The sequence below is a fragment of the Syntrophotaleaceae bacterium genome (assembly GCA_041390365.1).
Lineage (GTDB): Bacteria > Desulfobacterota > Desulfuromonadia > Desulfuromonadales > Syntrophotaleaceae > JAWKQB01.
This window is the reverse complement of record JAWKQB010000002.1, coordinates 500,001-525,448: the sequence shown is the minus strand read 5'-3', so window position 1 is coordinate 525,448 and position 25,448 is coordinate 500,001. Positions and strand designations below refer to the sequence as shown.

Below are 25,448 nucleotides of genomic sequence, written 5' to 3'. Positions count from 1 at the left end.
AAAAGCCAGGGCGAATTTCGCCCTGGCTGATCTCGTGGGTGGGTCTGAAAATAAGGGTTAGTAAGTGGACCCCTGAGGTTCGGATTCGCCAATCCCGCCATCCTGGGGCTGTTCCTGCCCCATCTCCTCAGGCTGCATCGGCTCCTGCATCTGATCCTGCTGCATCTGATCCTGGCCGAACTCCGGAGAAATACCCAACATTTCCTGGGTTTCCGCATCCGGAGCCAAGGCCCTCAGGGTTTCCTCAGTGGGCTCGCCGGAGGCGGCCAGGCCCTGAGATTCCTGGAAATTGCGCAGTGCTTCCTGGGTCTGAGTCCCCATCACGCCGTCCGTGGAGCCCGGGTCATAACCCTGCTCCTGGAGAAGTCTCTGTACTTCGGAGATCTGGCTGCTGTCCAATTGAACTGCAGCCGTGGTTGGATCCATTCCGGACATCCCCTGGTCCATGCCCGTGGCTCCCTCGTCCATACCCGTGGTTCCCTGATCCATGCCAGTCGTTCCCTGATCCATGCCAGTCGTTCCCTGATCCATTCCCGCAGCATCTTCTGAGACTTGATCTTGCCCGTACTCGCCGGCTCCCAAACCCTGGCTGACAGTGAAGAGCCCGGCAATGAAAGCCATTGTGGTAATCAGGACTATACGTCTCATCTTTGGTTCTCCTTTCGGAATTTTTCTGAAAAACCACCCACTCATTTTTGACCTGCAACATGGTGCGAGTCTGCAATTTCGGTTTTCTGCCCCAACCGATTGATAAACACTTGTAGCATCCCAAAAAGGGTTGTCAATCGATAAAAATGGACGCAAAACCAATGAGTTGGATACTGATTTATTAAAACTGCGCAAATATCCGTGATCACTTCAGCTTATTCAGACAGCCACTCAATCCGCCTTTTTCGAAACAGCTTTTATGGGACGGCCCTGAGCTTCCGCTACTGGCATGGTTGGTGCAAAAACCCATAAAAATCTTATCCGGCCCTGCACATACCCCCTCGCCACACGCAATGAGACCCGGCCCTCCTCCTCACAACCACGCGGTAGGGACAATTTTTTGACAGTTGAAAAGGAAGGATTGAGATGTTCTCAAATCTGCGCAATTTTTGCATTCTTGTTTCACGCAACCTTTGCATCCCTATGGTGTTCCCGGCATTGTTACTGGCCTCTGTCATTACACTGACCTCGACGACGGAGTGCATTGCTGACAGTTTTTCTGAGGCCACGGCCGAAGGAACGGCCCCGAGGCACCTTGTCCCTTCTGAATACGGCCAGGTCATCTACCGGAAAAACGCCGAATCCCCCAAACAGCTCTACATTATCGGGCAGAGTCATCGCAGCGCCATAACCGGCCAAAACTCCGAGGATATTATCAAGGTGCAGGCCGAAATTTTTCGTATCGGGGAATGGCTCATTCAGGAACAGAATGTCGGCATGCTGCTGCCGGAAGGTTTTTTCAAAAAATTGACACCCGGCGAGGATTCAGCACCGGCGGAAGTGGTGCGGGAAAACGTCGGCCTCGACAATCAGACCCTGGAAACCAGACTGGGAGAAGCGCGATTCGTCAACGCCGACATGCTTCTCAATGCCAACTACAATATTCCCCTGGGACAGGTGGAAAACGAGGAGCTTTACCGGACCATTCGCGGCCTGCTGCAGAAAGCGACCAGAAAGGGAGACCTATCCGTCCTTCCCAGAATTCACGGGCTTCAGGGCGAACGCACCATCGTCATGCTGCAGAACATTCCCGACACCGTCGAGGAGGCGGTGGCCAACGGCCGCATTAGCCAGCACAGGGCCATCTTCACCATCGGCCTGAACCATGTCGGTGAAATCATCGACATTCTGAAAAAGGGGCGGCTGCCCTCCAGGGAGCATACCGATTTATCGGCAGGTGAAATGATGGGAGAAGCCGGCCTGAAGCTTCTGGAGCAGGGCTACGGCGTCACCGTCATTATCCCCAAGACCCTGGCCGAAAACGAAGACTTTCTTCGCCTTGCCCGGTTGGAAATAAACTGACCAGACAGACCGATCTGCAGACATGCCGCCCGCGTGGAGGCGGCATGTCTCTTTTCCGATCCTTTCAGCGCGCCTCCTTTAAAACATCAGGCTCAGTCTGTCCCCTCATCCTTCATGACATCCTATAACCTCTTCGGTAGAATTAAGAAAAATCCCGTTGCAGGAAGACATCCGAAATGATGACCTCCCAAACGCCGTCCGAACACCAGCGGCTTTCCCGTCGTATCGATCTTGGTTGGTTGATCCCAAGAGAACTGGAAGCCGCCGACCTGGATGCCGTCGTGGCAGCCAGGGATTGCATGTCAGCTCACCTTGGGCAGGTTTTTCCGGAGTTCGATTGGCATATGCCCCTGGTCAGACGAACCGAAGCGCTGCGGCAGGGGTCGATCGAACCAACCCGGCTGCTGGCGGAGGGCGTGGAGGAGCGGGATATCCGCCACTGGGATTTTGCCTTCGTTTTGACCGGTGACGACCTGCAGACCTATTACAAACCTTTTGCCCTGGCTGTCCCTTCCAGGACCATCGGCGTTGCGGTTATTTCCCTGGCCAGGCTGGGCTTTGAGGAAGAGGGGCAGGATCGGCCCGCCCGCCGCCTCTGCTCTCTCGGCATGCACCTGTTCGGAGACCTGAACGGCCTGCCCCATTGCACAGACCCGGCCCGATACATGTTTGCACCCGGTCATCGCGACAATCTGGAAAATATGGTTGGGTTTTCCGAAAAGGAGTTGGGACAACTGGACGCCGAACTGCAGGATGTGGCGGACCTGAGATTGGAGGAAAGACCGGCCGCGGCAAAATCGGGATCCTGGGCCTTCTATCTGAAGGGCATCTGGATCGGCCGCGGAGATATTCTCAGCGCCGTGGTTCAGGCCAAACCCTGGGAGTTTCCTTTTCGGCTGAGCCGGCTCACCACCGCAGCTCTCTCGGCGCTGCTCGTGCTGCTGATGACGGCCGAGGTCTGGGACCTGGGCATGAACCAGGCCCCGCTGTTTGTCGGGATTCTGTCCGGCGGCAGCCTTATCTTTACCACCCTGTTCGTCCTCAAACGGCAGAATCTTTTGCTGCATCGCCGACGGAGGCTGACGGAACAGATCGTCTTTACCAACCTGGCCACGGTGCTGATTGTCCTGCTGGGCATGACCACGACCTATGTGCTGATGTTCGGCTTGGTGGCGGTGATCGGCCTGACCATTTTCCCCCATCGTCTGGTCGAGCAGTGGGTGGCGTCCCTGCCCCAGGCCATCACCTGGCCCGACTACATTCTGTTGGCCGGCTTCGTGGCCTCGTTGGGGATCCTGATCGGTGCCCTCGGCGCCTCCTTCGAAGGCAACCAGTATTTTCGCCACATCACTTATGTCGATGAAGAAATCTAGCCTCCAGGCGACGAATTTCCTTCAGGTTAAACAGCACGATGGCCGCGCCGATGCAGATCATGCCGATGACCGGCCAGAAGGCAGGGGATTCCTCCGGCAACAGCAGCCAACTGAAGAGGGCTCCGCAAACCGGGATGAGGAACTTCCACAGGTTGAGATCCGAAACCCGAACCCCCGGCCGCCTCAGCAGGACGAACCAGATGGAAAAGGCGGCCGCGGACAAAAACGCCAGCCATCCCAGGGCGGCGAGATAGGGCCAGGTCATGACCGGCAGATGCCGCTCCTCCAGGGGCAGAGAGAGCAGCCAGAGCCAGAATCCGCCAAGGAAAATCTGCGCCGAGTTGAGAAAAACAGGATCGAGTTCCGCGCGATGCCGGGCCACCAGAATATTCCCCAATCCACCGGCGACGTTCGCCAGCAGCAGGACACCGATTCCGGCGAGTTGCCCCCAGCCGGATGGATCGATCCAGGGCTGCCGGCTGACACTGAGGACGGTTACTCCCGCCAGTCCCAGGCCCAGGCTGATCATCTTGATGACCGTCAGCCGGTCTCCGGGCATGCAGTAATGGGCCAGCACCGCCGCCACCAGCGGTGAGGCGCCGATAACCATGGCCGCCAGAGCCCCGGGCACCAGGGTCATTCCCCAATAGAAAAAGCCGTAAAGCAAAAAGGTCTGAAACAAGGCGACGGTCAGAATGAGTCCGGCCTGCCCGGTGACTGCCGCCAGGGTCGGTCGCCTGCGCCACCAGAAAGGCGCCAGCAGCAGTCCGGAAAGCATGAATCGCTGCCCGGCAAAGGCCAGGGGACCGGAATAGTGCAGGCCGACCTTGATGCCGACAAAGGCCGTGGACCAGAGAAGACAGGCCGCAACGGCAAGGGGGATGGTGGCCGTGAGAGGATTTCTGGACATGGCGATCTACCTTGTGAGGATCAACAGTCATCGATAAAAACAGCAGATACTCTTTTCCCCAGGCAAATACAAGGATCAAAATTTCCAACTGAAATCGAAACGGCATTCGATCTTGATTCTCAACCTCCTCACTCCTCACCTCTCACCCTAGACCACCCTCGGGGTTGCGCCCGACCGGCACATCCTTTAGTATCGTGTGATCTTTCATTCCCGCAAAGGGGCTGTTCATGGACTGGCAGATCATCATGTTTCTGTTCCTCGGCTTCGCCATTCTTATCGGCGGCGCCGAGTTCCTGGTCGGGGGGGCCTCGCGTCTGGCTCTGGATCTGGGCCTGTCTCCCCTGGTGGTCGGATTGACCATCGTTGCCTTCGGGACCAGTTCTCCGGAGCTGGCGGTCAGCCTCTTTTCTTCCCACGGTGGACAGTCCGGCCTGGCATTGGGCAACGTCGTGGGAAGCAACATCTGCAATATACTGCTGATCCTGGGGGTCTCCGCCCTGATCGCCCCCCTGGTGGTGTCCCGCCAGATCATTCAACTGGAGGTGCCGATCATGCTCGGCGCTTCCCTGGTGATGTTCCTGTTCTGTCTCAACGGCAGTATCGCCCCATGGGAAGGGCTGCTGCTGTTTGCCGGGGCGATCGTCTATACGATCTGGACGATCCGTCGCTGTCGGCGGGAACACCTGAAGGCCCTGGAAGCGGATCCGGGCATTGCACCCGAACACAAAAGCAGGAAATCTTTCCAACTGCTGAAGATCCTCGCCGGCCTGATCATGCTCGGCCTCGGCTCCCGTTGGCTTGTTTCCAGTGCCGTGGATATCGCCCGGTTTTTTCAGGTCAGCGACCTGGTCATCGGCCTGACCATTGTGGCCGTCGGCACCTCTCTGCCCGAACTGGCCACCTCGGCCCTCGCCGCCCTGCGCGGGCAACGGGATATCGCGGTAGGCAATGTGGTCGGCAGCAACCTCTTCAATATCCTGATCGTTCTGGGCCTGACCGCCGGAGTCACACCCGGGGGTCTTCCTGTCCCCCCCAGCGCTCTGCTGCTCGACCTGCCGGTCATGCTGGCGGTGAGCGCCGCCTGCCTCCCGATCTTTTTCACCGGCCACCGCATCGCCCGCTGGGAGGGCGGCCTGTTTTTCTGCTATTTTCTGCTCTACAACCTGTTCATCATCCTCAATGCACTCGAAGACCAGCACCTCGGCCTCCTGGTCCAGGCCACCACCGTTTTCATCATCCCCCTGACCCTGGTGACCCTGGTGATCTCCCTCTGGCGCCACCTGCACCGTTCCCGCATCTCTTCCTGATTCGCTGTTTTTTCCCATCGGACCGATTTGTCGGATACGATCGATGGGACAGATGGGACAGTTAACGAATCTACCCCCCACCTAAATTCTATTCCTCCAAAAAAACTTTCTTGACAAATCCCTCTCGATACATTACCTATTTTGTCGTCATTACCGTTTTGGTCATAATTCAGATATCGAGTGACAACCCCATCACCAGGAGGACCCAACCCATGGCTCGTTCAATTTCCGCCGACACCCGTCTGACCGATTACCTCAACAGCCGAACCGACATCAACACCGCCTTCGACCGCTTTGCCGAACAGAAAGTGAAATGCGGCTTCGGCAAACTCGGCGTCTGTTGCCGGCTCTGTTCCAACGGTCCCTGCCGCATCACACCCGATTCGCCCAAAGGGGTCTGCGGGGCAACCGCCGATGCCATCGTCGCGCGCAATTTCCTGCGCACCGTGGCGGCCGGCTCAGCCTGTTACCTGCATGTGTGTGAAGCCACGGCACGTCGCCTCAAGGCGATCGGCGAAGGCATCTCACCCCTGCCGATCCGTTCCAGGAAGTCACTGGACGAACTGGCCGAGTTATTCGGCGTCGAGGCGGACACCACGGAAGAAAAGGCCAGGCTGGTGGCCGACAAGGTGCTTGCCGACCTGTACAAACCTCGTGACGAAAAGATGGAACTGGTCCGGTTCCTGGCCCCCCAGGAGCGCCTGGACACCTGGCAGGAGTTGGGCATTCTCCCCGGCGGCGCCAAGGCCGAAGTCTTCGACGCCCTCGTGAAGACCAGCACCAATCTCAATACCGATCCCGTCGATCAGATGCTGCACGTGCTCAATCTCGGCATCAGCACCGGACTCTACGGCCTGGCCATGACCAACCTGATGAACGACGTGATCATGGGCGAACCGGAAATCCGGACGGCCGCCTGCGGTTTCTCCGTCGCCGATCCGGACTATGTCAATATCGCCGTTCAGGGACACAGCCATTCGGTCTTTGCCGGTTTGATCGCCTTTCTGGAGACGGAAGCCGGCCAGGCCATCGGCAGAGAAGTCGGTGCCAAAGGAGTCCGGGTGGTCGGCCTGACCTGCGTAGGTCAGGATATGCAGCTGCGTGCCGCTGCCAGCGGAACATCCGTTTTTGCCGGTCAGGCCGGCAACAACTTCACACAGGAAGCTCTGTTTGCCACCGGCGCCATCGACATGGCCATCAGTGAATTCAACTGTACTTTTTCGGGTACTGAAGCGATTGCGGAAAAGCAGGACATCAAACTGGTCTGCCTGGATGATGTGTCGAAACAGACCACTGCCGAACTGCTCAAGGATGAAAGGGGCAAGGAACTGGAACTGGCGGAAAAACTGGTCCGAATGGCCGCGGACCAGCACAGGCGGCGTCGCTTCACGGTCAACGCCGGTATCGTGATCGACATTCCGGACCACGGGTTCAGCGACGTTATCACCGGTATCAGTGAAAAATCGCTGGTGAAGTTTCTCGGCGGTTCGGTCCAGCCCATCATCGACCTGATCACCAGCGGCCGAATCAAGGGGGTAGCAGGCATTCTGGGCTGCTCCAACCTGGCCGAGGGAGGCCACGACATAACCACTGTCTCCCTGGCCCGTGAGCTCATCAAACGGGACATTCTGGTTCTCTCGGCCGGTTGCACTACCGGAGGACTGTCCAATGTCGGCCTCTGCTCGCCAAGCGCCGCCTCCCAGGCCGGTCCCGGCCTCAGGGCGGTATGCGAATCCCTCGGCATTTCCCCGGTGCTCAACTTCGGTCCCTGTCTCAGCATTGCCCGCGTCGAAATGGTGGCCAAGGCACTGGCCGAAACCATGAACATCTCCATGCCGGAACTGCCGGTGGTCATCAGCGCCCCCCAGTGGCTGGAGGAACAGGCATTGGCGGATGGCGCCTTCGGCCTGGCCATGGGTTTGACCCTGCACCTTGCCCAGTGCCCTCCGGTGGCCGGTTCGCCCATCGTCACCAAACTGCTGACGGAAGACCTGCCGAACATTACCGGCGGCCGGCTGTTCATTGAGCCCGACCCGGTCAAGACCGCTGAAATGATGGTGGAAATCATCACCGGAAAACTCCAGGCTCTGGGGGTGGCGGCATGAGAAAAAAAACCATCGATCTGTCGAAGTGCAGCGGCTGCAGAAACTGTGAAATTGCCTGCATTGTCGCTCACAGTCCTGATGAAAACCTGCAGCAAGCCTACCGGGATGGAGGGGCCGCCGCCGTGCGCTCCCGCACCCGTGTGGCCCAGACAGACGACGGGCGGTTCTTTCCCCAGCACTGCCGCCACTGCGAGGATCCCCAGTGCGTGCAGGCCTGCATGAGCGGCGCCCTGAGCAAGGGGGAGGACGGCTACGTGGTCTGCGATGCCGATATCTGCGTCGGTTGCTACATGTGCGTGATGAGCTGTCCCAACGGCGTCGCCCGCCCCGCCGCCGGCGGTCAACGGGTCATGCTCAAATGCGACGCCTGCGCTTCGCGAGAGGAGATGGCCTGTGTGGCGGCCTGCCGAACCCACTGTCTGTCGGTTTCCGAAGACGACCTGCCGGGGGATATTGTCGAATACATCAGCCAGCCTGACAACGGGAAGGAGGGACGGTTATGAAATACCTGATCATCGGCAACAGCGCCGCGGGGACCGCCGGGGCGGAGGCGATCCGCCGCCAGGATCCGCAGGGCGAAATCATCATGATCAGCCGGGACACCCGCTTCTATTCCCGCTGTCAGCTGCATCTGGTCGCGGCCGGAAAACGAACCGCGGAACAGGCCGATTTCCTGCCGGAAAACTGGGCGGGCAGATACCGGGTGGACCTCCAGCTCGGAATCAGCGTGACCGGGATCGATGCCCTGGGAAAACAGGTTCACTGCGACGACGGCCGAAAGATTTCCTACGACCGGCTGCTGTACACCACCGGCTCCCGCAGCGCCCTGCCGCCGGTGGACGGGATGCAGGGCCCGGGCGTCTACGGCCTGCGCGATTTGGCCGATGCCGAGCAGTTGGGCGAAATCTTCCGGGAGAAAAAGCATATCGTCATCATCGGCGGGGGACTGGTGGGCAGCGAACTGGCCGAGGCCCTGAAACTGGTCGGCCATCCATCGGTCAGCCTGGTGGAGATGGCCCCCTACCCTCTGCCTCTGCAGCTGGAAAGCGTCGCCGGCGGGCTGCTGCGCCGCCTGATGGAACAGAACGGGGTGGCGATGTACTGCGGCGACGGCGTGACCCGGGTGGAACGCTCCGCCGACGGCCAGGTGGTGGCGGTTCATCTGAAATCGGGCAACCGCCTGCCGGCCGACCTGATCGTCGCCGCCGCCGGGGTCCGTCCCAATACCGAATTGCTGGCCGCTCTGGGCGCCGACTGCAACCGCGGCATCGTCATCGACGAACACTGCCGCACCAGCCTCCCCGATATCTTCGCCGCCGGCGATGTCACCGAATGCCGGGATACCACCCTTGACCGGGTCATGGGGAGCGCCATCTGGCCGGCGGCGCGCAAGCAGGGCCGGGTGGCAGGAACCAATATGGCGGGCGGGGAAGCCTCACTGCAGGACCATACCGGTCTGCGAGCCTCGGTCACCCTGTTCGGCACCAGCTTCGTATCGGTCGGGGCCATATTCAATCCCGATCCAGCCTGGCAAAAGGATGTCTACCAGTATACCGACAGCCGCGGGCGGCTCTGCGGCAAGGTCTGCTTTACCGACGACCGGCTAATTTTGAAAGCCGCCATCCTCTGGGGCGATGTCAGTCAGGCCGGCCTGTACGGCGATGCGGTCATCAAGCGCCGGAAGCTGGGGGATCTGGCTCCTCAGGCGGCTCCCGATTACCTGCTGGCGGAGGTTGGTTGACATCTGGATAGAACAGGAAACAGGGCCCGGCAGATTTTTCTGCCGGACCCTGCTTGCACCATTCAAGAGGTTGGCCTTAGCGGTTGTATTTCGTTGTCGTTGTCGTAATCGTTGTCGTAGTCGTAATTTGGGTCGCCAATTCCGATTACGATTACGACAACGACAACCGTTCCGCTGCCGCTTCACTGACAACGAGTTGATTTGATTGCGGACCAAAGTCCTGTTTGCTATGCTTGCAGGGCTTGTTCAAACCAATGCAAGTGGTTTCGGGGTCGAAATTGAAGATCTTAATTCTGGTCTGGCTCTGTCTCTTTACATTGTCATGCGATAAAACAGGAACCCGTCCGACCATGGAAGAGTTGCTCGCCGAAATATCCACCGCCCGCATCAAAGATCATATCGCCCATCTCGAAGGAGTCCGCCATCCGCAGGCCGCCCCTGACAACCTTGAACAGGCCGCCCTCTATATTGAGACATGCCTGCGAGGTTACGGGTACGACGTCGAGCGACAGCCTTTTTTCGACAACGGAGAGGAATACCGCAACCTGCTCGCCACTTTGCCGGGAAGCGAACAGCCGGAAAAACGGCTGCTGGTGGTCGCTCACTACGACACGGTGGCCGTATCGCCGGGAGCCGACGACAACGCCAGCGGCGTCGCCGTGCTGCTGGAACTGGCCCGGGTCCTGCACAATTCCGGCCCGGCTCTCACCCTTCAGTTTGCAGCCGTGAACCTCGAAGAAAACGAGCGGCTCGACCCTCCCACCGGCAGTGGTTTGCGGGGCAGCAGTGCCTTGGCAAAGCATGCCGCCGACCAGGGCTGGCTTATCAACGGTGTCATCGTCCTCGAGTCGGTCGCCTATGCCGGTCCGCAGGCAGTCCAGACCGCTCCCAAAGGTTTGCCCCTCGAGGTGCCGGAGACCGGTGATTTCATTGCCGTGATTGGCAATACCCTGTCCGCCGGGCTGGTCCAGTCTTTTCTGCAGGCAGCGGACCGCCATCAACCGGATCTGCCGAAACTGCCCCTCATCGTACCCGGCAACGGCGAGGTCGTTCCCGATACCCGCCGCTCCGACCATGCACCCTTCTGGGACGGCGGCTATCCGGCCATCATGCTGACCGACACCACTAATTTCCGCAATCCCCATTACCACACCCCCGGCGACACCCTGGACACCCTCAACCTCGATTTCGCCACCGCCGTCTGCCGGGCCACGGCAGGTCTCATCCTGAAGCTGACCGGAGATTGATCCGCCTTCCCCGCGGGTACGATTTTTCCATCCCCCTGGTCCATTCGGCCCGCTTGGCCGTGTCCAACGTCCGACCTGTATTGCCATTCAAATAGCTTGATTTTCAAATTACTTGACAATCCAACCAGAGTTGCGGCATTTTGAGCTGCATTCGCCCCCGTCGAATCGGGATACTGTTATAAATAGATAGCGTCTCCAAGGATTGAAAATCATGCACATCCATAAACTGGAAGAGTGGCGGCACGGCCACAATTTCTTTGAACACCGCGAAGAAAATGAGAAAAACACTCAGAAAGTGATGGGCCTGACGGCCTTCACCATGGTCATCGAGATCGTGGCCGGTCTGGTGTTCGGCTCGATGGCCCTGCTCGCCGACGGCTGGCATATGGGGACCCACGTGGCGGCTTTCATGATCACCCTGTTTGCCTATCGTTACTCTCGCAAAAATGTCAATAATCCTGCCTTCTCCTTCGGAACCGGAAAGATCAATGTCCTGGGGGGGTTTGCCAGTGCCGTCGCTCTGGCCGTGGTGGCCCTGATCATGGCGATAGAATCGGTCAGCCGGTTTTTTGCTCCAGTGGACATCCATTACGGCCAATCGATGCTGGTCGCCGCAGGCGGTCTGGTGGTCAATGTCGTCTGTGCCTTCCTGCTTCACGGTAACCACGGCCATCATCACCACAGTCACGATCATGACCATGAAGACGAACCTCACGACCATCATGAAGACCACAACCTCAAGGCCGCCTACTTCCACGTCCTGGCCGATGCCCTGACTTCGGTGCTGGCCATAGTCGCCTTGCTGTTCGGCAAAATGTTCGGCTGGTGGGCGCTGGATCCGACGATGGGGATTGTGGGGGCACTGGTAATCACCCGCTGGTCCTGGAGCCTGCTCAAAGAGAGCGGCGCGATCCTGCTCGATGCCAGTGTCCCTTCCGGTCTGCGTAACAAGATCCGCCAGGCCATTGAAGCGGAGGCGGACAACCGGATCACCGACCTGCACGTCTGGAAGATCGACCCCCATCATATGGCGGCCATCATCACCCTTGTCACCCACCATCCCCGCCCCACCGACGAGTACCGGAAGCTTCTGGCGGGATTCGAAAAACTCAAGCACGTCACTTTCGAGGTCATCAACTGCGAGGACAAACCCTGCATTACTGTTGAACAGGCGGGATGATATGGAAGTCAAAAAGCTGGCGCGACAGATTGTCGAATTCTACGAAAAACTGTCCAACTGGGAACACGAGGTGGTGCGGGGCAGCGACCTGACTCCCGGGCAGATGCATGCGATTGAAATCATCGGCCATGAAGAGTCGCTGCGGATGAAGGAACTGGCGGAAAAACTGGGTGTGACGACCGGGACCCTGACCGTCACTGTCGACAGGCTCGAACGCAAGGGGCTCCTGGAGCGAAAACCCCATGAAAGCGACCGCCGCTCCTATCGGGTGGTGCTCACAGAAGCCGGGCGGGAACATTTCGCCTTGCACCATCAGTATCACCTCAAACTTACCGAAGAAATCTCTTCCGCTCTGTCCAAGGCTGAACTAACCTTATTCGGCCAGGTTCTGGAAAAGATGATGCGACAGTTTTGAATTCCTCCGGAGAGACAGAGGACTGTAATTGCCTCGAAAGGAACAAAGGTGAAACCTGTGAGTCGTTCGAATGATTCCGCCATTTTCACCATCGGCGGCATGCACTGCGCCGCCTGTGTGCGCCGGGTTGAAAACGCCATCAGGGAACTGGAGGGGGTCGAGGAAGCCGCGGTCAACTTCGCCTCCGAAAAGGCCTCTGTCATCTTTGACAGCACGAAAATTTCGCTTGAGGAGATCCGCGGCAAGGTGCAGGAACTCGGTTTCAAGGTCGGCGAAATCGCCAAGGACCTTCCCGCCGGCGAGCGGGAGATTGTCCTGGCCGTCGGAGGCATGAATTGCGCAGCCTGCGTCCGCCGGGTGGAAGGGCTCCTTGGAAATCTGCCTGGAGTTCGTCAGGCAGAGGTCAATTTCGCTGCCGGCACCGCAATCGTACGCTTCGACCAGGGCGCAACGAATCCCGAGCAGTTCCGCGCGGCCCTGGAGGGAGCGGGATACGCCTGGCTCGGCATCCGCGAGGAACTCTCCACCGACCGGGAACAGGAGGCCCGCCGCAGGGAGATGCGCCGGCTGACCGCTGAATTCATCCTCGCCGCGGTCCTGTCGGCCGTCATCATGGCCGGGTCCATGCCGCACATGTTTTCCTGGTTGCGGGGAATCCCCCATCAGCCCCTCCTGGTCGTTCTCTTCGCACTGACAACCCTGGTGCTGGCCGTTTCCGGAAGGCGATTCTATGTCGGCGCCTGGACCTCCCTTCGCCACGGCACCGCCGACATGAACACCCTGATCGCCATCGGCACCTTTTCCGCCTGGCTCTACTCGACCGCGGTTACGTTTTTGCCCGGCGTCTTTGCCAGCCCCGGCGGCGAGAGGGAGGTTTATTTTGACAGCGCGGTCATGATCACCGCCCTCATCCTGCTCGGACGGCTTCTGGAAGCCCGGGCCCGATCCCGGACTTCGGACGCCATCCGCAAACTGATGGGACTGGCCGCCAAAACGGCCCGGGTCATCCGGGAGGGCGAGGAACTGGATGTGCCGATCGATCTCGTCGTCAAAGGGGACAGAGTGGTGGTTCGTCCGGGGGAAAAGATTCCGGTGGACGGGGTCGTCACCGACGGCGCTTCCAGCGTGGACGAATCGATGCTGACCGGCGAACCGCTGCCGGTGGAAAAAGGTCCCGGCGACGAGGTCATCGGCGCCACTGTCAACAAGACCGGATACATCACTCTGCTGGCGGGGAACGTGGGCGCGCAGACCGTCCTGGCCCAGATCGTCCAGATGGTGGAGAAGGCCCAGGGCTCGAAGGCGCCGGTGCAGCGGCTGGCCGACAAGGTGGCCTCCGTCTTCGTCAGGGTGGTCATCGCCATCGCAGTGGTAACCTTCGCCGCCTGGTACGCTTTCGGCCCGGAACCGGCCTTCATTCCGGCCATGCTCAGCTTCATGTCGGTCCTGATCGTGGCCTGCCCCTGCAGCCTGGGTCTTGCCACACCCACCGCCATCATGGTCGGTACCGGCAAGGGTGCCGAACTGGGTATCCTGATCAAGGACGCCGGCAGCCTGGAGCAGGCCCACCGCCTGACCACCGTGGTGTTCGACAAGACCGGCACCCTGACCCGGGGCAAACCCCGGGTGACCGATCTTGTCACCTGCAAGGGGGTACAGGAGGACGCCCTGCTGAAACTGGCCGGGTCGGTGGAAAAGGCGTCCGAACACCCGTTGGGGGAAGCCCTGGTGCAGATGGCCGAATCCTGGGGACTGAAGCTGAACCTGCCCGAGCGTTTTCAGGCTCTGTCCGGTTTCGGTGTGGAGGCGGAACTGCAGGGATCCGCGGTGCTGCTCGGCAACGCCCGACTGATGGCCGAACGGGGCATCGCCATCGAAGAACTGGAGCAGGAAGCCCGGCAGCTGCTGGAAGCAGGCAAGACCGTTCTGTTCATCGCCGAAAACGGCCGCCTGATCGGCCTCGCAGCCCTGACCGACACCCTCAAGGAGCACTCGGTGGAAGCCGTGGCCGCGCTGAAAAACATCGGCCTTGAAGTGGTCATGCTGACCGGTGACCAGCGACGCACGGCGGAAACCATCGGCCGCCAGGCCGGCATCGACCGGGTGGTGGCGGAGGTTCTGCCCGGCGGCAAGGCCGACGAGATCAAGCGTCTTCAGGAGCAGGGCCGCATCGTCGCCATGGTGGGCGACGGCATCAACGACGCGCCGGCTCTGGCCCAGGCGGATATCGGGATCGCCATCGGCGCCGGCACCGATATAGCCCTCGAGGCGTCCGACATCACCCTGGTGCAGGACGATCTGCGCTCTCTGGTCACCGCCATCGGGCTCAGCCGGAGGACCATGCGCACCATCAAACAGAACCTCTTCTGGGCCTTCATCTACAACATCCTGGGCATCCCCATCGCCGCCGGCGTCCTCTATCCCTTTTTCGGCCTGCAGCTCAAGCCGGTTTTCGCCGCCATGGCGATGGCCTTCAGTTCCGTCTCCGTGGTCGCCAACTCCCTGCGCCTCAAACGCTTTCGTACAGAATTATCCTCCAGGTAAGATAAGCATTTTTTGCTACAGTTTCACAGAACACCTTTTTTGTTTTTCGGATTGCCAAGCCACCCGCTTGATTAGCAGCCATCGCAGCCCTGCCCCCCTAATAAAAAATGATTTCCGTTTTCATTTTTGCCTTGACCGAGTCGATCATTTTCTCTATTTTTGAAAACCGAATTCAGTTTCATGATCCAGCCTACCTGGATGGTCGTTCCTGACCGGTCAGGGAAAAGACCATTTTCTTTTTCGGGGAGACAGAGATGTTAAAACTCAGCATGCGTCAGATGAAGGAGAATCAGAAGGGGGTCATTGCGGCCGTGCGGGCGGGTGGCGAGCTCGGCAAGCGGATTCGGGACATGGGGCTGGTTCCGGGAACTGAAATCCGGATCCAGGGACGGGCACCTCTCTACGATCCGGTGGCGATCAGGATCATGGGCTTTACCCTGACCCTGCGCAACAACGAAGCCGACTACATTGACGTGGCCGTGGAGGACTGACCATGAGTGCGAACATCACTATTGCCCTGGCAGGCAACCCGAACTCCGGTAAAACTACTCTTTTCAACGCCCTGACAGGTGCGCGGCAGCACGTCGGCAATTACCCCGGTGTCACGGTGGAGCGGAAAGAGGGTCAATATATCGAAAACGGCGAGACCTTCCATCTCATCGACCTGCCCGGCATGTATTCCCTGACCGCCTACTCCCTTGAGGAAATGGTCGCAAGGGACTTCCTGGTGCAGGAGAAGCCCGCAGCCGTCGTAAATATCATCGACGCGGCCAACCTGGAGCGCAACCTTTACCTGACCGTCCAGTTCATGGAACTGGGTATGCCCGTGGTCATTGCCCTGAACATGGTGGATGCCGCCCAAAAACGGGGAATCGCCATCGACGGCACGAAACTCTCCGAATTGATGGGCGTGCCGGTAGTGCCGACCGTGGCCCGCAGCGGCCAGGGCAAAAAGGAGCTGATGCAGGCCACTACCGACCTGATCAAGCGGGGCAAATTGAAGGCGCCCCTCATCATTTCCTATGGCGAGGACATCGACCACGCCCTCGACGAAATGGCCGAAGACATCGGCAGATCGATGCCGAATGCCGTCTATCCGGCCCGCTGGCTGGCCCTGAAGTTTTTGGAAAACGACGAACAGATTCTTGAATTCGGCAAGAAAGAGGATCCGGCCCTGTTCACCCGCCTCGAAACCATCCGGGCCCGGGTCGCCCGCCATACCCAAAGCACCCTGGCCACCTGCCCCGAGGCCATTATCGCCGATCACCGCTACGGCTACATCAAGGCGCTGATCAAGCAGGGGATTATCACCCACAATATCGACCAGGACCGGCTTTTCCTCTCCGATCGCATCGACCAGGTGCTGACCAACCGCTTTGCCGGTCCGCTGATCATGATCGCGGTGATCATGGGTCTTTACCATTTCACCTTTACCTACAGCGAACTGCCGGTCGTCTGGCTGGAAAGCCTGTTCGGCTGGATCGGCGGTGTCGCCGATGCTGCCCTTCCCGACGGTCTGCTGAAATCTCTGATCATCTCGGGCATCATCGACGGGGCCGGTGGGGTGATCGGTTTCGCGCCAATCATCATGTTCATGTTCTTCGGCATCGCCATTCTGGAAGACTCCGGCTATCTGGCGCGGGTCGCCTTCATGCTTGACCGGGTGTTCCGCAGCTTCGGCCTGCACGGCGCATCGGTTATGCCGTTCATCGTTTCCGGCGGCATCGCCGGCGGCTGCGCGGTGCCCGGCGTCATGGCCACCCGCACCCTCAAATCGCCCCGTGAGCGCCTGGCCACCCTGCTCACCGCGCCTTTCATGAACTGCGGCGCCAAGCTGCCGGTCTTCGCCCTGCTGGTCGGCGCCTTCTTCGCCGAGCACGAGGCCAGGGTCATGCTCATCATCACCCTGATCGCCTGGTCGGGTGCCCTGCTGTCAGCAAAACTGCTCCGCATGACGGTCATCAAAGGGGAATCGACCCCCTTCGTCATGGAGCTGCCTCCCTACCGCCTGCCGACCTTCCGCGGCCTGTTGATCCACACCTGGGAACGGACCTGGCAATACGTCAAGAAAGCTGGCACCATCATCCTCGCCATCTCCATTCTGCTGTGGGCCCTGATGACATTCCCCGGCCTGCCGGAAAGCCAGCAGCAGATTTTTGAACAGCAGCGGGCGGCCGTGACCGCCACAGCAGCTGGGGATATGGAAGATCAACTGGCCCTGATCGATGCCCGCGAAGCCGAAGCCGGACTTCGCCACTCCATCGCCGGCCGGGTAGGCACCGCCCTGGAGGATGTAAGCAGCCTCGCCGGCTTCGACTGGCGGACCAACATCGCCCTGGTCGGTGGTTTCGCCGCCAAGGAAGTCGTGGTGTCCACTCTCGGCACCGCCTATTCCCTAGGCGAGGTCGATCCGGAGGAGACCGGCTCCCTGTCCCGGACCCTGGCCAACAGCCCGCACTGGAACCCGGTGGTGGCATTTGCCCTGATCGTCTTCACCATCTTCTACGCACCCTGCTTCGTCACGGTGGTCTGCATCGCGAAAGAAGCGGGTTCGTGGAAATGGGGAGCTTTTTCCATCATTTTCAATACCATCCTCGCTTTTGGTCTTGCGGTCCTGGTCTATCAGGTCGGATCGAATCTCTTCCTCGGAGCTTAATCTGTCATGGAAACGGTACTGGTGACCGCAATCGTTTTGACTGCAGCCCTGCTCGTCACACGGCATGTGTGGAAAAAATTCAGGGCACCGGAAAAAAATTGCTGCGGCGGTGGTTGCTGCAGCCGCAATAACCCTTTAAATCAGAAGGAGAAGAGTTGAAATGCATTCTTCAGAGGAGACAATAATGAAAAAAACCATCAAAGGGTGGGTCATAGTGCTGGCTTTGAGCCTTGGACTGGCTGTTCCGGGGGTGTCTCTCGCCGTGGAGTCGTCGAAGACACTCGGTCTGTCGGAGAGAATCGAAATACTGGAAAAAAAGATGGAGGAAAAGGACGGCCTGGGCCGCTGGCTCGACCGGATCAGCATTGCCGGCCTGATCGAAGTGGAAGCCGGTTATGAGGATATCGACTTCGACGACCCCGCCGTCGAGGACGAAGACTCCAGCGATCTGACCCTGGCCACGGTGGAACTCGGCATCGACGTCGATTTCATCAAGCATGTCAGCGGCCATGTGCTGCTGCTGTGGGAAGAGGACGACACCGAGCCCCTGGACGTGGACGAAGCCTACATCCGCCTCGACGGCGAGGACGTACTGCCCCTTTACCTGCAGGCCGGCAAGATGTACGTGCCCTTCGGCAAATTCGATACCCATTTCATCAGCGATCCCAACACGCTGGAACTGGGTGAAACCCGCGAATCGGCGGCCGTAATCGGCTACGCCAACGAGATGGTCGAACTCTCCTTCGGCGTCTTCAATGGCGACATCGACGAGGCGGGGAAGGACGATCATATCGACAGCTTCGTCGCCGGCGCTGTCTTCACTCTGCCTGAGGAAGCCGTTCCCGGCCTGGCCCTGGCTGCCGGCGCGTCCTGGATCTCCAACATTGCCGACAGCGACGTGCTGACCGATGAAATAGCCGTTGACGGCATTGCGGACAAGGTCGACGGCATCAACGCCTTCCTCACCGCCACCCTGAACGAGCGATGGACTCTGATTGCCGAATACCTCGGAGCCCTCGATGAGTTCGAAGCTGGCGAACTGGCCTTCGACGAAGGGGAAGCCCTCGAACCCAAAACCTGGAACTTCGAAATCGGCTGCGCGGTGACCGACGCCCTGACCCTGGCAGCCAAATACGAAGGCGGCGACGACCTGGGCGGCCTGCTCCCCGACTCCCAGTACGGCGCCGTGGCCAGCTACGCCCTGTTCGAAAACACCACCCTGGCCCTCGAATACCTGCACGGCGAATTCGAGAACGACGACGAGCGGGATCTGGTTACCGCCCAGCTCGCCTTCGAATTCTGATCACAGCTACACAACCTCGCACCACCAAAGAGGGGCGGCTGAATGCCGGCCCTTTTCTTTACTGAATTACAGTTTTTGATATCGTCGCCTTTATAAAGATCGCTAATGGACAGGAATCATTGACTGCAACCCTGTCGGAATAGCCGGATCATTCCCTTGATTCCGTAAGCGATCCACTGTAAAAATCGACAGGAACAATTCCAGCGGAATCTGAATGTTTTTCTGGTCAGTCACCAGATAGACCCGGTTCAGCGGCTCGGCGCGAGGGTGGAATTTTTGAAAACAGAAAGCAGGGGAAATTGCAATCGGTGACAAAGGATTTGCAGATACTGATCAGTTGTGAACATGGCGGCAACCGCGTCCCCGAAAGATACCGCCATCTGTTCCACGGGTTTGAACCTTTGCTGCAAACCCACCGAGGCTATGACATCGGCATTTTGCCGTTTGCCGAATTCCTCGCCGCCGAATTCGCAACGCCGCTGATTTCAGCGGATGTGACCCGCCTGCTGATAGACCTGAATCGCTCCTCGGGCAGCCGGACCCTGTTCTCGGAGATCTCCCGTCATCTTTCTCCAGAGGATAAGAAAGATATCTTGGCCCGCTACCACGATCCCTACTGGAGAGCGGTTGCGGATATGGCCACCGGCATCATCGCTTCCGGTCGTCGTGCCCTGCATCTCTCGATTCATTCCTTTACACCGGTTTTTTCCGGCGAAATTCGCAACGCCGGCCTCGGTCTTCTCTACGACCCGAAGCGTTCTGAAGAAAAAGTCTTCTGCCTGGCCTGGCAAACGGAACTGTACCGAATCGATCCGACCCTCAGAATCCGTCGCAACTACCCCTACAAGGGAAACGCGGATGCCTTGGTGACCGCCCTGCGCAAACGTTTTTCGGCCGAAGATTACCTGGGCATCGAACTGGAAATCAACCAGCGCTATCCCCTCTCGGGAAGTGGATCCTGGGTACAACTGCAGGAACAACTGGTTCAAACCCTGCGCCGTTTGCTTGAATCCAAATTCACACGCGCCTGATCAGGCGTCCCGTTCTTTTCCAATATATGCTCCCGCATATTCTCAACAGCTCCCGCAAAAACCACCTAAATTGATCACCATCAACTTTCCCCGGCAAAAAAAAGCGTAGTCTGTGCTCAAGAAACGGTCACCACTAAGCGTTTTAAAGAGCGCTGAGCATAACGACAACAATCACCAAGGGAGGAAAGTATGAGCATGTTCTGCAACCAATGTGAGCAAGCAGCCAAGGGGACAGGATGCACCGTAAGCGGAGTCTGCGGCAAACAGCCGGAAGTGGCGGCCCTGCAGGATGAGCTGATCTACGGCCTGCGCGGCCTGGCCTGCTACGCCAACGAAGCCCGCAAACTGGGGGCGAAGGACAAACAGATCGATCATTTCGTTCTCGAGGCCCTGTTCGCCACCGTCACCAACGTCGATTTCGATCCTGCCAGACTGAAGCAATTGATCAAAGAGTGTGCGCAGATGAAGGACCGGGCCCGGGATCTGTTCCTCAAGGCGGGGGGCAAAGAGCAGGGCAACTCCTTCTTCGACAAGATCAAGGCCATTTTCGGCGCAGGCGGTGATGCCCCGAACGGTCCGAAAGCCTGGACGCTGGCCGCCGACCCGGTCAAGCAGGGCCAGGAGCACGGTCTCAACACCCTGCATCAGGATGCCGATGTCCGTTCGGCCATCGAGATCCTGCTCTATGGCCTCAAGGGGATGGCGGCCTACTCCGAGCATGCCCAGATTCTCGGCAAGACCGATGACGAAATCTTCGCCTTCTATCATCGCGCTCTGGCCGCCACCTGCGATCCTACCCTCGGCCTGATGGACTACGTCAATCTGGCCATGGAGTGCGGCAAGCACAACCTGACCGTCATGGGCCTGCTCAACGCCGGTCACGTGGAAAACTACGGCCATCCGGTGCCGACCCCGGTCAACACCGGCACCAAAGCCGGCAAGGGGATCCTGGTCTCCGGCCACGATCTGAAGATGCTCGAGGAGCTGCTCAAGCAGACCGAGGGCAAGGGGATCAACATCTACACCCACAGTGAAATGCTGCCGGCCCACGGCTATCCCGGACTGAAGAAGTACAAGCACCTGGCCGGCAACTACGGCGGCGCCTGGCAGGATCAGGCCAAGGAACTGCCCAATTTCCCCGGCGCCATCATCTTCAACACCAACTGCATCCAGAAACCGGCCGACAGCTACAAGGACCGCCTGTTCACCTGGGGCTGCACCGCCTGGCCCGGCGTCAAGCACATCACCGGCTGGGATTTCTCGGCGGTGATCGACAAGGCCCTGGCCTCTCCCGACCTGCCGGAAGCGCCGGGCAAGGAGATTCTGGTCGGTTTCGGCCACAATGCAGTGCTCGGCGTGGCCGACAAGGTCATCGAAGCGGTCAAGGGCGGCGCAGTGAAGCACTTCTTCCTCATCGGCGGCTGCGACGGCGCCAAGCCGGGCCGCAACTACTACACCGAGTTCGCGGAAAAAGTGCCCCAGGACTGCGTGATCCTGACCCTGGCCTGCGGCAAGTACCGCTTCAACAAGCTCGACTTCGGCGACATCGGCGGCATTCCGCGCCTGCTGGATGTGGGCCAATGCAACGACGCCTACAGCGCGATCCAGATCGCGGTGGCTCTGGCGAATGCCTTCGAGTGCGGGGTCAATGATTTGCCGCTGAGCCTGATCCTCTCCTGGTACGAGCAGAAGGCGGTGGTGATCCTGCTGACCCTGCTGCACCTGGGGATCCAGAACATCAAGATCGGCCCGAGCCTGCCGGCCTTCGTCACCCCCAACGTGCTGAACTTCCTGGTCGAGAACTTCAACCTCGCCCCGATCAGCACTCCGGAAGAGGATCTTAAAGCGATCCTCGGCTGATCAATGATGAGTGAGTGAAAGAAAAGGCGTGGCTTCGATAAGATGCCATGCCTTTTCTTTGCCGAATCGGCCTGCCGCAAATCCTGTCACTTCTTACGACATCAAATAAGCTTCCTCGCCCCGGTCAGTCGCTCCCCATTCAATCTTCTTGCCACTCAAATTGCCGAGCAATCGGGTGGCATTCTCTTCAGTCAGAGGCCGGGAATAAAGAAAACCCTGGCCATAATCACAGCCGCACTGCAACAGATGGGTCGCCTGGTTTTCGAACTCGATCCCCTCTGCGACCACCTTCAGACCCAGCCCATGGGCCATCCTGATAATGGCATTAACGATTTCCCCTTTGCCTGAATCAAGTTCAGTGATGAAGGTTCGGTCGATCTTCAACAGGTCGACGGGCATGTGATAGAGGCGGCTCAAAGAGGAATAGCCCGTGCCGAAATCGTCCAGATACAACTGCACCCCTAGCTTTCGAAGTTCGTCGAGCCGGCAAATCAAATCCTTTTTGGCAACGGAAAGAGCACTTTCGGTAATTTCGAGCCCCAGGCAGCGTCCAGGAATGCCGGTGCGGGCAAGAATTTGACAAAGTGCCGGGATGACGTCAAGCAATTGACCGTGCACGCAGGACAGATTGACGGAAACAACCAGGGATTGTCCGATACCGAACTGATCCTGCCACCGGGCCAACCGATGGCAGACCTCTTCGAACACCCAGGTGTCGATCTCCCCCATGAAACCCCCACTTTCGGCAAGGGGGATAAAACGATCCGGAGTCAATAAACCCAAATCAGGATGATTCCATCTCACCAGGGCTTCAAAACCGTGAATCCTTCCTGTAGCCAATTCAAACAAGGGCTGATAGTAGACCAGGAGCTCTCCGCGCCGTCCCGCCCCTCGCAGATGGTTGTGCAGGGTCAGGCGCTCAACGACCCTTTCGTGCATGCAAGCGTTGAAAAGTGCGAAACCGTTTCTACCGCCCTGTTTGACCTGATACATGGCAGTATCGGCATCCCGCAGCAACTGTTCCGGTTCGGAATAGCGTTCAAGCCCCATCGCGATGCCGATACTTGCGGATAAAAACAGTCGATGCCCTTCCCAAACCATAGGTTCCTTCAAATGATTCAGTAGCCCTTTGGCAAGATCCACGGCCTCATTGGCATCGGCAAGCCGATGGAGCAGAACGGCGAATTCGTCCCCACCCAAACGGGCAAGCATATCCTCTTTCCGGAAATAAAGGCCGAGCCGATTGGCCGCCATAACCAGAAGTTCGTCCCCTGCAATATGACCGAAACTGTCATTGATCAGTTTGAAATGGTCGATATCGATAAGGAGAACGGCAAATGTCCAGTCCGCACCTTGCCGGACTTGTTCCAAGTTTTCTGAAATACATTTGAAAAGCAGGGAGCGATTGGCAAGTCGGGTCAGAGGGTCGTGAAGAGCATCATAACGCAAAGTTTCCTGGGTATCCCGCAATGAATCCAAGGTCTCATTGATGGAGACAGCCAGGTTCTCCAGTTCATCTTCGCCCTTGACGGGCAAGCGGAGATTCAGATCCCCGGAATTACGTATCTGCAGGACGCAGTTGTTCATCCTGGCCAGTCTGGCGAGAACAAGGCGGTTTACAAGCAAAAGCATCGCCACTACAACCACGATTCCCGAAACCAGCAGGTTCAGCAGTAGATATTTCTGGCTGACCCTTCCCTGCCGAAAAATCCAGCGATCGACAGGAACACGAATGGTGGCGACTTCTCGACCCAAACCGTCAAGCAGCAGGAAATATCCGGAAATATTATCAACATCCTCCACCCGGATCACCTCCGACTGCTCGAAGCTAAGGGACGAAGGTTTGTCCTGTGAAGAAACCAAGGACATAGATAAATTTGCGGAAGCAGCAGCCTCCCATAATCGGGAAGAAGAAAGATAGCGCCCCATAAGCAGAATTCCGCGAACCGGGCCTTCCCCTTCACTGGTCAGAATGGGGGCCGCGGCCACGAGTAAAGGTTGCCCTTTGACTAGAACGACGCCGTTTACGGGAGACCAATCTTCCGGGACCGAGCCCAATCTGGGGTCCTTCTGGATTTGGGAAACAAGATCCGCTGACGGGGTGACTACCTCGCCCTTGTCGTCAAGGGCAAAACCGGCAAAAAGAGATCCGTCAGTGCGAAAATAGAGAAAAAGATCGAAATCGAGGTTGGAAAAGGTGCTGGAGGAACAATTGGAACGGATATATTCCCGGTTTCCATTTTCCATAAAGGAATAGCTATCATCCCACGAGGCCCAGTCGACCACATGTTTGAGTATTTCCCCCGTCAAGATGTCTATAGCCTTTCGCCCACGAGCAATTTGCCGTTGAACCTCCTGCTGTTCGAGCATAGAAAATCCCTTAACAAGAATCGTCGAGGAAGCAGAATAGAGAGCTGTGAACAGAGCTGCCAAGGTAGCTGCAATAACGAGGAGGGTCCGAAGGCGAAGACTCAAGAGGGTTCTCCATGGCAAAGGAAACCTGCAATGACATCAGCAACAGCCGAACGGGTTCTCCGACTCAGTCTGCAAATTGGATACCTTTTGCCAAGGGCAAAAACAAGCGACTGCCTATCCAGTAAAGAGATTGACATCCTCTCGGTTTTGAGCTAAATAGATGGACTTCAAATGCTTTTGCCACCCTAGCTCAGCTGGTAGAGCAACTGATTCGTAATCAGTAGGTCGTGGGTTCAAGTCCCATGGGTGGCTCCAGAAAAAATACGGGCACTTAGAAGCAATTTCTAGGTGCCCTTTCTCTTTGGTCAAAGTGAGTCTATTACGGCAATCCTTGTCCTGTCTCCGAACCGGAGTTGGCGGGTTAGAGGACCGGGCTGGGAGTTGTCAATTTATAACTCTTATGGTATTATTTTGATAGCGATACAGGATCCTGCTCATAAATCGCCTTGGCGCGCCGGACTTTCCCTCCTGACGGCGCGTCTTTTTTTTGTGCTTAAGACATAACCAAATCGAGTAGGGTGAGGCGAACTGATCAGGTTCGCCTCATCCCTCTCACAGAACCGTGCGTACGGGCCTCGTACACGGCTCCTGTCTTTTCTTTCTCTCAGTAGTCCTGAGGCAGGTATCCGGTTTGTACCGAAGCCATCTCAAAAAGACCCAATTCCCTTAAATAGCTGTTGGGAATGGCGTAGTTAGCCAGATTGCTGGCGGCATTGCACCAAGAGTTCATCTTTATTGCCTTGAACTCCCCCTGATAGCCAAGCTGTCTCAATCTGCGGTGCAGCCTTTGGGGCTTTTTCCACTGTCTCAACTGCTTGGCTCGCAGGCGCCTTCTGATCCACTGCATCAGCGCTCCAAACTCTTTGCGGCAGTTGGCCACTCGGAAGTAGTTGGCAAACCCGCGTATCACCGGATTCAGGTCGGCAATGACCTTGGCCAGGTTGACTGGCGAGTTGCGCTGGGTGATTTTCTTCACCTTGTCCTTGAACTCGCGCACCTTCTCTCGCTTGATCCGGGTGTACTTGGTGTGGATCGTGACGCCAAGATAGCTGACGCCCTCGAAGCTGGAGACGATGCGACTTTTTTGTTCATTGACGGTAAGGCGAAGCTCCTTTCCAGGTATTCTCTTGCCACCTTGAGGGCATGGTGTGCCGCGCTTTTCGAGCGGGTGAGGATCAGAATATCGTCCGCATAGCGGACGATTCGATACCCCCGACTCTTCATGAACTGGTCGAAGGCATCGAGGTAGACGTTGGCGATGAAGGGGCTGATGACCCCGCCTTGGGGACTG

21 protein-coding genes and 1 tRNA gene (1 of these 22 only partly in view) are annotated in these 25,448 nt (G+C 58.2%); 17 read left to right on the top strand and 5 right to left on the bottom strand.

Annotated elements, in window-relative coordinates; all coding sequences use genetic code 11:
- Nucleotides 1–57: 57 nt before the first annotated feature.
- A complete protein-coding gene (locus R2940_09700; protein ID MEZ4600043.1) occupies nt 58–648 on the bottom strand; it encodes a peptidoglycan-binding domain-containing protein in 591 nt (196 codons plus the stop codon).
- Nucleotides 649–1,074: 426 nt separating this feature from the next.
- On the opposite strand from R2940_09700, the gene R2940_09695 reads away from it, so the two are divergent.
- Both R2940_09695 and R2940_09690 read left to right on the top strand, forming a co-directional pair.
- Nucleotides 1,075–2,010: a hypothetical protein gene (locus R2940_09695; GenBank protein MEZ4600042.1), complete on the top strand. Its 936-nt coding sequence runs from the start codon at nt 1,075–1,077 to the stop codon at nt 2,008–2,010.
- Nucleotides 2,011–2,186: 176 nt separating this feature from the next.
- Entirely contained in the window at nt 2,187–3,383 is a 1,197-nt protein-coding gene (locus tag R2940_09690) for a hypothetical protein (protein ID MEZ4600041.1), read from the top strand.
- Here the strand turns inward: R2940_09690 and R2940_09685 are convergent.
- Entirely contained in the window at nt 3,358–4,293 is a 936-nt protein-coding gene (locus tag R2940_09685) for a DMT family transporter (protein ID MEZ4600040.1), read from the bottom strand. The two genes, R2940_09690 and R2940_09685, sit on opposite strands and share 26 nt — an antisense overlap.
- A 227-nt stretch (nt 4,294–4,520) precedes the next feature.
- Here R2940_09685 and R2940_09680 point away from each other — a divergent pair, with 227 nt between their 5' ends.
- From R2940_09680 to hcp, 14 genes are all read left to right on the top strand, one after another.
- Nucleotides 4,521–5,600, top strand: coding sequence for a calcium/sodium antiporter (locus tag R2940_09680; protein ID MEZ4600039.1), 1,080 nt, complete (start codon nt 4,521–4,523; stop codon nt 5,598–5,600).
- Nucleotides 5,601–5,812: 212 nt separating this feature from the next.
- On the top strand, nt 5,813–7,705 hold the full coding sequence (cooS, locus tag R2940_09675) for an anaerobic carbon-monoxide dehydrogenase catalytic subunit (protein MEZ4600038.1): 1,893 nt from the start codon (nt 5,813–5,815) through the stop codon (nt 7,703–7,705).
- Complete coding sequence (locus tag R2940_09670; protein ID MEZ4600037.1) at nt 7,702–8,208, top strand: 4Fe-4S dicluster domain-containing protein; 507 nt, start codon at nt 7,702–7,704, stop codon at nt 8,206–8,208. Before cooS ends, R2940_09670 begins: the two co-directional genes overlap by 4 nt.
- Nucleotides 8,205–9,446, top strand: coding sequence for an FAD-dependent oxidoreductase (locus R2940_09665; GenBank protein ID MEZ4600036.1), 1,242 nt, complete (start codon nt 8,205–8,207; stop codon nt 9,444–9,446). Before R2940_09670 ends, R2940_09665 begins: the two co-directional genes overlap by 4 nt.
- Nucleotides 9,447–9,796: 350 nt before the next feature.
- A complete protein-coding gene (locus R2940_09660) occupies nt 9,797–10,693 on the top strand; it encodes a M28 family peptidase (GenBank protein MEZ4600035.1) in 897 nt (298 codons plus the stop codon).
- A gap of 211 nt (nt 10,694–10,904) precedes the next feature.
- Nucleotides 10,905–11,873 carry a CDF family Co(II)/Ni(II) efflux transporter DmeF gene (dmeF, locus tag R2940_09655; protein MEZ4600034.1) on the top strand — a complete coding sequence of 323 codons (969 nt, stop codon included), beginning with the start codon at nt 10,905–10,907 and terminating at the stop codon, nt 11,871–11,873.
- 1 nt (nt 11,874) lies between these two features.
- A complete protein-coding gene (locus tag R2940_09650; GenBank protein ID MEZ4600033.1) occupies nt 11,875–12,288 on the top strand; it encodes a MarR family transcriptional regulator in 414 nt (137 codons plus the stop codon).
- A gap of 57 nt (nt 12,289–12,345) precedes the next feature.
- Nucleotides 12,346–14,832 carry a heavy metal translocating P-type ATPase gene (locus tag R2940_09645; protein ID MEZ4600032.1) on the top strand — a complete coding sequence of 829 codons (2,487 nt, stop codon included), beginning with the start codon at nt 12,346–12,348 and terminating at the stop codon, nt 14,830–14,832.
- A 254-nt stretch (nt 14,833–15,086) separates the two neighbouring features.
- Nucleotides 15,087–15,323 (top strand): FeoA family protein, encoded by a 237-nt coding sequence (locus R2940_09640; protein ID MEZ4600031.1) that lies wholly within the window; start codon nt 15,087–15,089, stop codon nt 15,321–15,323.
- 2 nt (nt 15,324–15,325) lie between these two features.
- A complete protein-coding gene (gene feoB, locus R2940_09635) occupies nt 15,326–17,488 on the top strand; it encodes a ferrous iron transport protein B (protein ID MEZ4600030.1) in 2,163 nt (720 codons plus the stop codon).
- Between the two features lie 6 nt (nt 17,489–17,494).
- Nucleotides 17,495–17,647 (top strand): FeoB-associated Cys-rich membrane protein, encoded by a 153-nt coding sequence (locus R2940_09630; GenBank protein MEZ4600029.1) that lies wholly within the window; start codon nt 17,495–17,497, stop codon nt 17,645–17,647.
- A 25-nt stretch (nt 17,648–17,672) separates the two neighbouring features.
- A complete protein-coding gene (locus R2940_09625; GenBank protein MEZ4600028.1) occupies nt 17,673–18,791 on the top strand; it encodes an LbtU family siderophore porin in 1,119 nt (372 codons plus the stop codon).
- A 308-nt stretch (nt 18,792–19,099) separates the two neighbouring features.
- Complete coding sequence (locus R2940_09620) at nt 19,100–19,822, top strand: N-formylglutamate amidohydrolase (protein ID MEZ4600027.1); 723 nt, start codon at nt 19,100–19,102, stop codon at nt 19,820–19,822.
- A 189-nt stretch (nt 19,823–20,011) separates the two neighbouring features.
- Nucleotides 20,012–21,682: a hydroxylamine reductase gene (gene hcp / locus R2940_09615; protein ID MEZ4600026.1), complete on the top strand. Its 1,671-nt coding sequence runs from the start codon at nt 20,012–20,014 to the stop codon at nt 21,680–21,682.
- 93 nt (nt 21,683–21,775) lie between these two features.
- Here hcp and R2940_09610 read toward each other — a convergent pair whose 3' ends face one another.
- Nucleotides 21,776–24,052 (bottom strand): EAL domain-containing protein, encoded by a 2,277-nt coding sequence (locus R2940_09610; protein ID MEZ4600025.1) that lies wholly within the window; start codon nt 24,050–24,052, stop codon nt 21,776–21,778.
- A 284-nt stretch (nt 24,053–24,336) separates the two neighbouring features.
- Between R2940_09610 and R2940_09605 the strand changes: the two genes are divergently transcribed.
- Nucleotides 24,337–24,412, top strand: a tRNA-Thr gene (locus R2940_09605).
- 349 nt (nt 24,413–24,761) lie between these two features.
- Here R2940_09605 and R2940_09600 read toward each other — a convergent pair.
- Together R2940_09600 and R2940_09595 are read right to left on the bottom strand one after the other, a co-directional pair.
- On the bottom strand, nt 24,762–25,154 hold the full coding sequence (locus tag R2940_09600; GenBank protein MEZ4600024.1) for a group II intron maturase-specific domain-containing protein: 393 nt from the start codon (nt 25,152–25,154) through the stop codon (nt 24,762–24,764).
- Nucleotides 25,130–25,448, bottom strand: the 3' portion of a protein-coding gene (locus tag R2940_09595) for a reverse transcriptase domain-containing protein (protein ID MEZ4600023.1). The gene runs 341 nt beyond the window's last position; only the last 319 of its 660 coding nucleotides appear in the window; its start codon lies beyond the right edge, outside the window; its stop codon occupies nt 25,130–25,132. The genes R2940_09600 and R2940_09595 overlap by 25 nt, the downstream gene beginning before the upstream one ends.